This window comes from Thalassobius sp. MITS945101 (genome assembly GCF_047123305.1).
Lineage (GTDB): Bacteria > Pseudomonadota > Alphaproteobacteria > Rhodobacterales > Rhodobacteraceae > Thalassobius.
This window is the reverse complement of record NZ_CP138918.1, coordinates 2,668,246-2,680,796: the sequence shown is the minus strand read 5'-3', so window position 1 is coordinate 2,680,796 and position 12,551 is coordinate 2,668,246. Positions and strand designations below refer to the sequence as shown.

Annotated in this window: 13 protein-coding genes; 2 read left to right on the top strand and 11 right to left on the bottom strand. The window is 58.5% G+C overall.

Annotation, left to right across the window (positions count from 1 at the left end; translation table 11 throughout):
• The first annotated feature begins 12 nt into the window (after positions 1–12).
• On the top strand, positions 13–594 hold the full coding sequence (gene aat, locus SIC14_RS13335) for a leucyl/phenylalanyl-tRNA--protein transferase (RefSeq protein WP_412565868.1): 582 nt from the start codon (positions 13–15) through the stop codon (positions 592–594).
• Here aat and SIC14_RS13330 read toward each other — a convergent pair.
• From SIC14_RS13330 to SIC14_RS13310, 5 genes are all read right to left on the bottom strand, one after another.
• On the bottom strand, positions 549–914 hold the full coding sequence (locus SIC14_RS13330; RefSeq protein ID WP_412562415.1) for a DUF2155 domain-containing protein: 366 nt from the start codon (positions 912–914) through the stop codon (positions 549–551). The two genes, aat and SIC14_RS13330, sit on opposite strands and share 46 nt — an antisense overlap.
• Positions 911–1,360, bottom strand: a complete 450-nt coding sequence (mlaD, locus tag SIC14_RS13325; RefSeq protein ID WP_412562414.1) for an outer membrane lipid asymmetry maintenance protein MlaD — start codon at positions 1,358–1,360, stop codon at positions 911–913. The genes SIC14_RS13330 and mlaD overlap by 4 nt, the downstream gene beginning before the upstream one ends.
• Before the next feature lie 44 nt (positions 1,361–1,404).
• Positions 1,405–1,788: an NADH:ubiquinone oxidoreductase subunit NDUFA12 gene (locus SIC14_RS13320; protein ID WP_412562413.1), complete on the bottom strand. Its 384-nt coding sequence runs from the start codon at positions 1,786–1,788 to the stop codon at positions 1,405–1,407.
• A 176-nt stretch (positions 1,789–1,964) separates the two neighbouring features.
• Positions 1,965–3,227 (bottom strand): ATP-dependent Clp protease ATP-binding subunit ClpX, encoded by a 1,263-nt coding sequence (gene clpX / locus SIC14_RS13315; protein WP_412562412.1) that lies wholly within the window; start codon positions 3,225–3,227, stop codon positions 1,965–1,967.
• A gap of 148 nt (positions 3,228–3,375) precedes the next feature.
• Positions 3,376–4,011, bottom strand: coding sequence for an ATP-dependent Clp protease proteolytic subunit (locus SIC14_RS13310; protein ID WP_412562411.1), 636 nt, complete (start codon positions 4,009–4,011; stop codon positions 3,376–3,378).
• A gap of 443 nt (positions 4,012–4,454) precedes the next feature.
• Between SIC14_RS13310 and SIC14_RS13305 the strand changes: the two genes are divergently transcribed.
• Complete coding sequence (locus SIC14_RS13305) at positions 4,455–5,462, top strand: GlxA family transcriptional regulator (RefSeq protein WP_412562410.1); 1,008 nt, start codon at positions 4,455–4,457, stop codon at positions 5,460–5,462.
• A 19-nt stretch (positions 5,463–5,481) separates the two neighbouring features.
• Here the strand turns inward: SIC14_RS13305 and SIC14_RS13300 are convergent, their stop codons facing one another.
• The 6 genes from SIC14_RS13300 to soxB all read right to left on the bottom strand — a co-directional run bounded on the left by SIC14_RS13300 (position 5,482) and on the right by soxB (position 12,423).
• Positions 5,482–6,111: a thioredoxin family protein gene (locus SIC14_RS13300; protein ID WP_412562409.1), complete on the bottom strand. Its 630-nt coding sequence runs from the start codon at positions 6,109–6,111 to the stop codon at positions 5,482–5,484.
• Between the two features lie 115 nt (positions 6,112–6,226).
• Positions 6,227–7,489, bottom strand: a complete 1,263-nt coding sequence (locus SIC14_RS13295; RefSeq protein WP_412562408.1) for an FCSD flavin-binding domain-containing protein — start codon at positions 7,487–7,489, stop codon at positions 6,227–6,229.
• Between the two features lie 31 nt (positions 7,490–7,520).
• A complete protein-coding gene (locus tag SIC14_RS13290) occupies positions 7,521–8,228 on the bottom strand; it encodes a c-type cytochrome (protein ID WP_412562407.1) in 708 nt (235 codons plus the stop codon).
• A gap of 3 nt (positions 8,229–8,231) precedes the next feature.
• The gene (locus tag SIC14_RS13285) at positions 8,232–9,272 is read right to left on the bottom strand and encodes a c-type cytochrome (protein ID WP_412562406.1); all 1,041 of its coding nucleotides are present in this window, start codon (positions 9,270–9,272) and stop codon (positions 8,232–8,234) included.
• Positions 9,256–10,527, bottom strand: coding sequence for a sulfite dehydrogenase (gene soxC, locus SIC14_RS13280; protein ID WP_412562405.1), 1,272 nt, complete (start codon positions 10,525–10,527; stop codon positions 9,256–9,258). The genes SIC14_RS13285 and soxC overlap by 17 nt, the downstream gene beginning before the upstream one ends.
• A 192-nt stretch (positions 10,528–10,719) precedes the next feature.
• Positions 10,720–12,423, bottom strand: a complete 1,704-nt coding sequence (soxB, locus tag SIC14_RS13275; protein ID WP_412562404.1) for a thiosulfohydrolase SoxB — start codon at positions 12,421–12,423, stop codon at positions 10,720–10,722.
• Positions 12,424–12,551: the final 128 nt, after the last annotated feature.

Here is a 12,551-nt window from a genome sequence, read left to right as displayed (position 1 = left end):
GGCATCTTTCCCATGGCCGAAAGCCGCGATGACCCCGCAGTCTTCTGGGTCGATCCGCGCCATCGGGGCATCTTCCCATTAGATCAGTTCCATATCTCCCGCTCACTGGCGCGCACCCTGCGTCGTGGCGCCTATGAGATCCGTGTGAACAGCGATTTTGAGGGGGTTGTGAACGGCTGTGCCAACCGCGAGGAGACCTGGATCAACCCCACCATTCACGCGCTCTATATGCGGCTGAATGCGATGGACCGTGCCCATTCGCTGGAAGTCTGGATGGAGGGCGAACTGGCGGGCGGTGTGTATGGCGTGACGCTGGGCCGGGCGTTTTTTGGCGAAAGCATGTTTTCCTACCGCCGCGATGCATCCAAAATTGCGCTGGCCTATCTGGTGGATCATCTGGTGCAGACGGGGTTCACCCTATTTGACACACAGTTCATCACGCCACACCTTGCGTCGCTAGGCGCGATCGAGATTCCCCGTGCAGACTATCAGGCGCTCTTGTCAGAAGCGCTGCGCGAGGGCGCGTTTTTTGATGTCGAAGGGGTCGATCACTCGGTCGAGGGCGTGTTGCAGCGGATCGCCCAGACGTCGTAGCGCGGGTGATCCAGCGCGTTCAGCGCCGGTGCGGAGGCCATCATCCATCCGCGAAACATTGGCTGCTGTTCGTCCACCGCCTGAATGGTGACAAAGGCATAAGCCTCCCCTGCCGGGTTGCCCACCGGATAGCGGCATTCACCCAGTTCCACCCGCAGATCGCCAAAGATGGTAGAGCTGCCGTTGGCCAGATCCAGATCCTGGGTTTCCCCGTTGACCTTATCCAATCCGCGCAGCACCGCGCCGGTGCCAGGGGTCACTTCTTCGGCCACAGCCGGCAGGGCGAGGACCAGTGATACAACAGCTGCAAACCGGATCATTCTTCCCCCCCGCCGGAGACAAACTTCATCAGCAAAGACACCAGCGACACGGCGCCCTGCGTGTCCTCAATCTCGGCGCCCGGTTCCAGATTGAACGGCGAACCGCCCGGCACAATCTCAACGAAATTGCCCCCCAAGAGCCCTTCAGAGCTGATCACAATCGCGCTGTCTTCGGGCAGCATGATCTCTTCTTTCAGGACAAAATCCGTGTCTGCCCGAAAGGTGGTCGGGTTCAGTTCTATGTCGGTGACGGTGCCGATTTTCACCCCCGCCAGTCGCACGTCCGATCCCACGCTAATGCCCTCCAGCGACCGGAAAGAGGCGCTGTAGCTGTTGCCCGCAGTCGATGTGGTGAAACCAGTCACTTGCCCCGCATAGAGCACAAAGCCCACGGCTGCGGCCAGAACCGCAGCACCGACGGCAACTTCTGTTGGATTGGTGGACATGTCCCGCCTCTTACGTTCTGAGGATCAGAAACCCGTGGGCCGCCCTATTCCGGCGACCACGCCTCATAATCACGGCGCTCTGCAGGTTCTGAACGACGGATCGAGCCAATCGGCGCATAGGCGTTGGCGGTGCCGGTGAGGTTTTCCAGATGCGGCTTTTCCCAGTCCTTATGGACCAGCGGTTTGTCACTGGGCAGCTCATCAAAGGTGTGGTGGAGCCAGCCGTGCCAATCGGGGCTGATGCGGCTTGCCTCAACTTCGCCGTTGTAGATCACCCAGCGGCGCTTGCCGTTCTTGCAGGTGTAGAACACATTGCCCTGATCATCCTCGCCCACCTTCACGCCTTTACGCGCTGTATAGAGCTGAGTGTTGAGGGTCTGCCCGTCCCACCAGGTGACGGCACGCAGAATAGTGTTCAGAAGGCCCATTGAGTCTCTCCGCAATACGTTACCGGAAGATATGGACCAAATGGCACCCAAGGTCCAGTGGCGTGGGCTGATTGCCCCGCGTTTTCAATCAGATTGACCCATCGTTGGCCCAGATAAGCAAAAGCCCGCCAGCGGAGGTTCCGCAGCGGGCTTTGTCAATTCAGGGTCGAAGCGGATCAGCTGGCGCTGGCCTCTTCTTTTTTCTCACCGTGGATCATCAGCGGCTGCGCATCCGAATTTACCGCCTCTTCGTTCACCACAACCTCTGTCACGCTGTCCTGACCCGGCAGGTCGAACATGGTGTCCAGCAGAATATCTTCTAGGATCGAGCGCAGGCCCCGGGCACCGGTTTTGCGTTCGATGGCGCGTTTGGCAATCGCCGCCAGCGCATCTTCGGTGAAGGTCAGGTCGACTTCTTCCAGTTCGAACAGACGCTGGTACTGTTTCACCAGAGCGTTTTTCGGCTGGGTCAGAATGGTGACCAGCGCGTCCTGATCCAGATCTTCCAGCGTTGCCAGAACCGGCAGACGGCCGACAAATTCCGGGATCAGACCGAATTTCAGTAGATCTTCGGGCTCAAGGTCTTTGAACACCTCACCTACGCCACGTTCGTCGTTTTCACGCACATCCGCGCCAAAGCCCATCGCCGAGCCTTTGCCACGTTGTGCAATGATCTTGTCCAGACCGGCAAAAGCGCCGCCACAGATGAACAGGATGTTGGTGGTGTCGACCTGCAGGAATTCCTGCTGCGGATGCTTACGGCCACCCTGCGGCGGCACCGAGGCAACGGTGCCTTCCATCAGCTTCAGCAGCGCCTGCTGCACCCCTTCGCCCGACACGTCGCGGGTGATTGAGGGGTTTTCCGACTTGCGGGTGATCTTATCGACTTCGTCAATGTAGACGATACCACGCTGGGCGCGTTCCACATTATATTCTGACGCCTGCAACAGCTTCAGAATGATGTTTTCAACATCTTCCCCGACATAGCCCGCTTCCGTCAGCGTGGTGGCATCTGCCATGGTGAAGGGCACGTCCAGAATGCGCGCAAGGGTCTGGGCCAGCAGGGTTTTACCACAGCCGGTGGGCCCCATCAGCAGAATGTTCGACTTCGACAATTCAATGTCGCCGGATTTCTGCGCGTGGTTCAGACGTTTGTAATGGTTGTGCACCGCAACCGAGAGCACCCGCTTGGCCATGGCCTGACCAATCACGTAGTCATCCAGCACGTTGCAGATGTCCATCGGGGTCGGCACCCCTTCCGAGGATTTCAGACCGGCACTCTTGGTTTCTTCCCGGATGATATCCATGCACAGCTCGACACATTCATCACAGATGAAAACGGTCGGGCCTGCAATCAGCTTGCGCACCTCGTGCTGGCTTTTGCCGCAGAAGGAGCAGTAAAGCGTGTTCTTGCTGTCGCCACCGGTATTCGTCGCCATTTCGTCCCTTTCAGGCCTGAAGTCTCAGGTTACTCAGATGCTGCCGTCAGACGTCCCGCATCCCTTGGAGAGATAGCTTAGGACAGCCCTCAGGCAGCCACAATGCAAAAACGTCACACGGGCGCGTTAACGCCCGTGTGCTCGGTTATCAGCTGTCGCCCTCGTCGCCGGTTTTGGCGCGGTTGGTGACAATCTCGTCGATCAGGCCCCAGTCCTTGGCCTCTTCCGGCGACATGAAGTTGTCGCGCTCCAGACCTGCCTCAACCTCTTCGTAGGTGCGACCGGTGTGTTTGACGTAAATCTCGTTTAGACGAGTCTTCAGCTTCTGGGTTTCCTGAGCGTGGATCATGATGTCCGTCGCCTGCCCCTGATAGCCACCCGAAGGCTGGTGCACCATCACCCGCGAGTTCGGCAAGCTGAAGCGCATGCCCGCCTCACCTGCGGTCAGCAAGAGCGACCCCATCGAGGCCGCCTGACCAATCACCAGCGTTGACACCTTCGGTTTGATGTACTGCATGGTGTCGTAGATCGACAGGCCCGAGGTCACAACGCCGCCGGGCGAGTTGATGTACATCGAGATTTCTTTTGACGGGTTTTCCGCCTCAAGGTGCAGAAGCTGGGCAACGATCAGCGACGACATGCCATCATGCACCGGACCATTGAGGAAGATGATGCGCTCTTTCAGCAGGCGCGAGAAAATATCGTAGGCCCGTTCACCGCGGCTGGTCTGTTCCACCACCATCGGCACCAGGGTATTCATGTATGTATCAATCGGATCGTTCATTGTCGCCTGCCTGTTGCTGTCAGAAGCACGCTTATCACCAAGGTGCTAATTGAGTCTTAGTCTCGCCCCCCAGCACCTGCAAGGGGACCCCTCCTAATTAATGGGTCTTGGGGTTACCACCGCCTAACCAGAGCGTACGGTTCCCCATCCGGTAGAGAAGTTCAAGTTCTGTGCCAGACACGACAAATAGGGGCGCCTGACGTGAATGCGACCCCTTTGTCGCAAGCAGACGCGAAATGAATTTCACCCCCACTACAATTTGTCGTGAATTTACGCATATGTGCCGCATGACGTATAAGACCGCCTGTCGCTGTCGCATAATTTGCGTCGCAATTCTGGCGTTTCCTTTAGGGCACCCTCCGGTTGCCCCACAGGATTTGCCGCAAAACACCCAGGACCGGACAATTTGCGACACCGGTCCAGGCATTCGGAGGGAGGACCAAATGCAGCAAGATCGCTTTATCCAGCGTGCCGCCTCTGCCAATTTTCCAATGGATTTCGACGGGCCACCCGAAGATTTCTACTTCCTCCTCTTGCCCAAGGCCACCATGCTGGCCGTGGCCTCCGCGATTGAGCCCTTGCGGATTGCCAACCAGCTGACCAAACGCCAGCTCTACCGCTGGTATACGATGAGCGACACCGGTCTGCCGGTCACCTGTTCAAATGGCATGACCGTAACCCCCGATATGGCGCTGGAACCGCTGCCGTCAAACTCCTACGGGTTTGTCTGTTCCGGTGTGGAGCCACAGGACACCGTCACCCCTGCCGCTCTGAACTGGTTGCGCAAGGAAGACCGGTTTGGCCGCCGTCTGGGTAGCATCTGTTCGGGCGCTTTTGCGCTGGCGCGGGCGGGCATTCTGACCAACCGTCGTTTCACCATGCATTGGGAAAACCAGCCCGGGTTTCTGGAAGAGTTTCCCGATCTGCAGCCCTCACCCAACCTGTTTGAGGTCGATGGCCGGGTGATGACCTGCGGCGGCGGCAATTCGGCGCTGGACATGATGTTGACCCTGATTGAACAGCGGCACGGATCAGAACTGGCCATTATGGTGGCGGACATGTGCATCCACATGCGGTCCGGCGCCCATCACGCGCCGCAGCGCTCGGCCAACTCGGTGGCGATCGGCTGCCGCAACCGCAACCTGCTGGCAGCCATCCGCATCATGGAAGAAGAGATCGAAGACCCCCTGTCGATGGATGACATCGCCGACCGTCTGGGCGTGTCGCGGCGGCAGGTGGAGCGGCTGTTCAAACGCTACCTGAACCAGAGCCCGATTTCCTATTACAACGACCTGCGCCTGTCGCGGGCCTATGGGATGCTGAACGAGACCGACCTGACGGTGACCGAGATCGCTGCCGCCACAGGGTTCCGTTCTTCCAGCCATATGGCGCGGGTTTTCCGCGAAAAATACGGCTCCAGCCCAAATGCGCATCGCAAATCCTGGGCCTGAGGCTGGATCACCGCATTGCTCACCAGACGTCGGGGTCTATCCCCTTGGCCCGCAACTCGGCGAATTTGTCCTGTAGGTAACGCTGGAACCGTTGGTTTTGGTAATGTTGCCCCACGACGAATTCCAGAGAGCTGAGGTAGTGGAACGGCTTCAGATAACCCGGCATCCGAAAGGTCTCCGCCGCGCGCAGACTGCCTGCGCCGGTGTTTTCCAGATGGAACAACTGCGTGGTGGGGGTGAAATTCACAAACCACTTCTCCGCCAGCGCACGTTCCTCCAACGCTTCGCCGTCAAAGTCCAGAACTTCGCGTGATCCGAACATATCCAGCTGCACCACATCGAAATGTTGCTGGATGTAGTCGCTGATCTCGGAACGAGCAAAATTCACCGCATGCAATTCACGGCAATACGGGCAGCCCTGCTGTTCCCAGATCACCATCAGGCTGCGCCCCTCATCCGCTGCGGTTTGCAGATCGTCCCCCATCTCCAGAAAACTGTCCATGAACCACGGCTGTTTGTGCAGACCATCATCGCCCACCTCCAGCCCCTCCGCTGCACCTGCGGCACGCAGCGCACCGGGTCCCAGCACACCAGGCCCCAGCGCCAAAGCAGCCCACGTTCCCTGTAACAGCCCACGTCGTGTAATCATCTACGCCTCCTGTAGAAATCTCAGCCGGTCCAATTCCCCCCACTGTGACACGGCCGCGCGAAAACGCAAAACGGGGCGGAAATCCGCCCCGTTTCTCTGCTTAAGCTGAAGCCGTTTAGCCAAACATGTCGGCGGTGATGCCGGCATACCAGCCGATCGATTCCTCATAGGTGGCTTTGCGCAGATCGGCATCTTCCCCGGTCTGCGAAATAAAGCCGTCCACTTTGGCAATCTTTTCATCCGTGGCCTCATAGGTGGCCCCGACCTTGACGCCGTCATCGGACGTAATCAGTGACCAGCAGGTGTTGGAGAACTTCGCCGGGAAGACCTTGGAACCGGTCAGCGCGCCGCGGATGGCCATCGCAGCCACCTTGGCCTGCGAATTGGCTGAGAAACCCGACTTCGGCATGTCGCCCTGATTGGTCGCATCGCCCAGCACGTGGATGTTTTCATCCAGGCTGCTCTGCATGGTGTGGCCGGTGACAGGTGCCCAGTTGCCCTCGGTGATGCCTGCCATTTCGCAGATCCGGCCGGCTTTCATCGCAGGGATCACGTTGCAGGCGTCCACCTTGGTGACCTCACCGTCGATGGTGACGGTCATCTCGTCCGCGTTGACCTCAACGTTGCCACCGCCAAAGTCCGCGCCGATCCAGTCGATCATTCCGGCATAGTGATCCGCCCAGCCTTCCTGAAACAGACCCATTTTCGAGAACTTGGGCTTGGGGTCAGCCACAATGATTTTGGCCGTTGGATTCTTCTGTTTCAGCAGATGCGCCACCATCGAGACACGCTCATAAGGTCCCGGAGGGCAGCGATAGGGGTTTGGTGGGGCGACCATAGCAAAGGTGCCGCCTTCTGGCATCGCTTCGATCTGTGCCTTCAGCAATTCAGTCTGCGATCCGGCCTTATAGGCGTGCGGCATCTTGTTTTGTTTGGAGACATCCCAGCCCTGCACCGCCCCATCCACAAAATCGATTCCGGGCGACAGCACCAGCCGGTCGTAAGGCAGCGCAGCGCCGCCGGCCAGAGTCACGGTACGCGCATCGCGGTCAATCCCGACAGCCCAGTCATGCACAACGTTGATGCCATATTCAGACGCCAGCGTACCGTAACTGTGTGCAATAGACGACAGGCTGCGGAAGCCACCGATATAGAGGTTGGAGAAGAAGCAGGTGTAGTAACTGCGGCTGGGTTCAACCAAAGTGACGTCAATTGCCCCTTTGGAACCTTTGGCGATGTAGCGCGCCGCGGTGGCCCCGCCTGCCCCGCCGCCGATCACAACCACACGCGGTTTGCCTGCAGCCTGTACCATCGGTGCCGAAAGGCTGGCCGCAGCCGCCGCACCGGTGCCTAGAAAGACCCGTCTGTTCAGTTTCATACTTCATCCTCCAAGTTGGTGATGGTTCAAATTATTCAAGTGTTTCGAAATACGCCGCGAGCGCTGCAATCTCTTCATCTGACAAACGTCCCGCCATCATCTGCATCACCGGATGCGAACGGGCCTTTTGCTTGTAGGCATGCATTGCGATCACAAAATCCTCCGCCGGCCATTGGACGATGGCCGGAATGCCGTCGTGACTGCCATCTGGCTGGTGACAGGTTGTGCACTCGCTGGAGAGATACTCGCCATAGTCAGGATCCCCGTCAATGGCAAGCACCTCAGGTGGCAGGTCAATCTCCACCTTCCGGGCGGTTGGTGCAGCTTCGGGAATGTCGGACGGGCTGTCCGAGAACTGGCGCAAATAGGCCAGAACATCGGCGCGGTCATTGGCCTTCTTCAAGCCAGCAAAGCTCATCTTGGTTCCGGGCACCACTTTTTTGGGGCGCTCCAGAAAGGCCTCCATCTGGGCCAGATCCCAGACCAGACCACCCTCCGCCGCGCGACGTAACCCTTTGGAATATTTGTAGTCGTCAAAACTGGCCGCGGGACGGAAGAAGATGCCGTTGAGATGCGGACCCACCCGATGTTTCGCGCCCTCTCCAACCTGGTGGCAGGCCATACATTTCTTGAAAACCTTGGCACCGCGATCCGTGTCGCCAATGGCCTCCGCCCCTTCATCAGAAAGGGCGGCCCCTGTCAGGGCCGCCCACATTGATATGATCGCAAGAAAACGCATCTGTTAATTCCCGTGGGACTTTAGATACTCGGTGACCGCTTCAATATCGGCCTCCTTCTTCAGTCCGGCAAAACTCATTTTGGTTTTTTTCAGGAATTTCTTCGGCTTGGTCAAGAAGGCCGTCAGGTTTTCGTCGTCCCAGACTGCGCCTTCTTCCCCCAGCGCCTTCATCGCTTTGGAGTATTTGAACCCCTCCACAGCACCTATGGGCGCGCCAACAATGCCGTTCAGAATGGGGCCGGTTTTGTTCTTGGCCTTACCGCCGACCTGATGGCAGGCCTTACACTTTTTGAAGACCTTTTCGCCTTTCTTCAGCAGAGCGGGATCCAGCGCCACCTCTTCCACCACCGGTTCTGGGGCGGGTGCTGTTGCATCTGCGGGTTGGGGCGCGGCCTCGGCCGAGGCTTCAACCACCTCATCCTGAGGGGTCACATCCAGCACCAGCGCCCGCATGGTGATCTCAACACTGTCCTTGCAGTTTTCCATGCAGGGTTCCGCCCAGAAATGGGCCTCCGCCGTGTCACGGTCATCGACGATGAACCCGCCCGCATTGGGCATTTTCACCTCTAGGAAGTTTTCATTGCTGAGCACAAAATCCTCATCCACCAGATCGTTGGAGTAGAGGATATAGGCCGTGATTTCATAGACTTGGTCATCTGTCAGGCTTTGCGCATTGCCAAAGGGCATGGAGCGGCGGACATAGTCAAATGTGGTCGACAGGTAGGGCCAGTAAGACCCCACGGTCTTCAGCGGGTCCTTGTCTGCCAGCGTGTCTTCTCCGCCGGCCAGTTTGGGCCAGTTATCGACGCCTTCGGCAAAATCACCGTGGCAAGAGGCGCAGAACTCAGCAAAGGTTTCTTCGCCGTCCAGCACCGAACCGCTGCCCGCAGGCAGTCCGGTGCCATCGGGGGCAATGTCCAGATCCCAGGCGGCAATCTCTTCCGGCAGGGCTTCGCGGCCCAGACCGTAGGTGCCCGCCAGAACAGGCCCTGCCGCAACGCAGGCCAGTGTAGCCGTCAGCAGCAGATTACGAGACTTCGACATTTTCGGCCTCCCCGTCGGATTTGACCCACCAGGTCTGAATGCAGTTGTTGTGATAGATCGAGTTTTCGCCCCGCGTCTCGCGCAGCATCGCTTTGGTCGGCTGAACATAGCCGCTTTCGTCCATTGCGCGGCTTTGCAGCAGCATCTCTTCGCCGTCCCATGTGGTGTCCAGATAGAAACGGGTCAGCGCCATCGGCTGACCTGGATTGGCCAGACGCGCGGTTTCCCAGGTCTTGCCGCCATCTTTGGACACATCCACACGGGTGATCGCCCCGCGGCCGGACCAGGCCAAACCGGTGATAACCATCGGCCCCTTGCCATGTTTGATCGGCGCCTGCGGTGAAGGCGAGGTGACAACGGATTTAGCATCCATCACCCAGGTCCATTTGCGGCTGGTGCCATCTTCCAGCGTGTCGGTGTATTTTGAGGTTTCTTCCCGGCTTTCAATGGGTTGGTCTGTCACCTCAATGCGGCGCATCCACTTAACCCAGAGGTTACCTTCCCAACCCGGCACAATCAGGCGGGCGGGATAGCCATGTTCTTTACGCAGCGCTTCGCCATTGGCCTTGAAAGCGATCATGCAGTCGTCCAGCGCCTTTTCCAGCGGGATCGAACGCCCGTTGGAGGAGGCATCCGCGCCCTCAACATAGACCCATTTGCCTTCTGGCTTTACCCCTGCCTCATTCAGCAGCGTGCGCAGCGAAACGCCGGTGTATTCCATATTGTGGATCATACCGTGAGTGAACTGCGCACCGTTCAGCTGGGCGCCGGCCCATTCCATGCCCGTGTTGGCCGCACATTCCAGAAAGAAGGTGCGGTTTTCCCGCGGAAAGCGTTCCAGATCTTCATAGGTAAAGACAAGCGGCGTATCGACCAAACCGTTGATCATCAGACGGAAATCGTCTTTGCGCATGTCAATCGCGCCCGAGTGGTGGCGTTCAAACGCGCAGCCCTGCGGGGTGATGGTGCCGTCCAGCGCATGGATCGGGGTGAAGTTGATCGAGCTGATCGTATCGGCCGTCAGCCACTCCACATTACGACGCACCACGTCGCTTTCGTATTGGATCGGCAGGCCATAGGGCGTCGCATCCACCCCGTCGCCGGTGCCCTGCGCCCAGGGTTGTTTCTCTACAATCAGCGGATCCGGCGTCGCGGCCATTGCAGCGCCACCTCCGGCCAAGCTGCCGCCCACGGCTGCGGCCCCTTTCAGGAAGGCCCGCCGCGAAGGCTGGGAGCCCTTCACTTCATTCGACATTTTGATTCTGCCTCCTGCACCTATAATCAAATTCATTTTAATGAATTAGTTGGGCAAAGTGAACCCGAAAACCACTTGTTCTGCGCCACTAATTCGAGAGGCAGGTTGCAGGACAAGCCGAAGCATCCGACCTGCAACCTATTGATATTGAAACCTTCCCTCAGAAATCACCCCTGCGGAAAGGATGCGGCGTCAGGCGCCCACAACTGTCACGTTGTCGCGCGGGGTCACGTTGACGGTGCCCAGCTTCTTGATGTGATTTTCCACAACATCCATGATCTGCGGCCCTTCCGTGCCCTCGTTCACCGAGGCCCAGCCTGCCACCACATAGTTCTTGGCCGGATCCAGCAGTTCACCGGTTTTCAGCAAGGTCATATCGCTGATCCGGCTGCCCTGCGGTTGGTTAATGTCGATCTTGTAGCCAAGGCCACCCACACGCACCATGTCACCGCCCTGCTGATAGTAGGGATCCACGTTGAAGATGTTGTCCGCCACATCTTCCAGCACCACCTTGATGAACTCACCGGTCATTTCGGTCCGGTAGGCTTCGCCATAGCTCATTGAGGTGACGTTCCAGATGTCTTCGCGGGTGATGTCCTGACCGGGCAAGATCGACGGGCCCCAGCGCACACCGGGCGACAGGGCAATATCAGCTTCACGTTCAGACAGTAGCGCGTCACAGATCAGATCGTCCCAGGTGCCGTTGAAGTTGCCGCGACGGTACAGCAGGCTGTCTTCATCGGTGCGGCCGATAACCTCTTCCAGTTGGTCCTTGAACGGGGCGCGCTGCGCGTCGATCACGGTGGCAACTTCTTTGTTCGGCTCAATCACATCGGACAGGATCGGGATCAGCTTGTGGCGGAACCCCATCATGCGGCCGCCACGCACGTCCAGATCGACCCGGCTGATGAATTTACCGTTGGAGCCAGAGGCCACGATAATCGTTTCGCCCACCAGCACCGGTTCCGGCACAGCATCATGGGTGTGGCCCGACAGGATCACATCGATGCCCTTCACACGGCTGGCCATTTTTTTGTCCACGTCGAACCCGTTGTGGCTGAGCAGAACCACCAGTTCTGCGCCTTCGGCACGGGCTTCTTCCACCACTTCCTGCATCCGTTCATCACGGATCCCGAAGGAGTATTCGGGGAACATCCAACGCGGGTTGGCAATGGGCATATAGGGGAAGGCCTGTCCAATCACGGCGATTTTCACCCCGCCACGCTCGAACATCTTATAAGCCTCAAAGTTCTCCGACGGCTCGTCCCATTCTGCGTCAAAAATGTTGGCACCAAGGGCCGCAAACGGCAGGCCATCGACAATTTCCTGCACCCGTTCCGAACCCAGCGTGAATTCCCAGTGGAACGTCATCGCATCCGGCTTCAGCGCGTTCATCACGTTGACCACATCCTGACCCTGGGTGTGGTGACAGGTGTAGGAGCCATGCCAGGTGTCGCCGCCATCCAGCAGCAGCGCGTCGGGACGGTCAGCCCTGATTGCATTGATCACCGTGGCAACACGGTCCATGCCGCCAACCTTGCCGTAGCCCTGTGCCAGCGAGGTGAAATCATCATAGGTCAGCGCATAGGCCGAGGCCGAGCCGTCCTCAATCCCGTACATCTTGCGAAAATCAGCGCCGGTCACATGGGGCACATGGCCTTTCGCGGGGCCAACCCCAAGGTTCACCGAAGGCTCACGGAAATAGATCGGTTTCAGCTGAGCGTGAATGTCGGTGATGTGGATCAGCGAGACATTCCCAAAGGTGTCAAATTCCAGCAGCTGGTCCTGGGTCAGCTTCTGCTGCGCGGCCAGACGGCCCCAGTTGCCATAGGCGGACCCGCCCAGCATGGCGGTGGCGGCCATAGAGACCTGCAGGAAATCACGACGCGAGATCATATCCGTGTTGCTCCGAAACGATGTGATGGATCACCCCACAGCGCGAACTGCCGATGTTAGCCCGCGGGCGGCGATCAATTTAAGAGAGAAGGAGGAGGACCGGGGCCACCTGTGCCGCCCCGGTTATA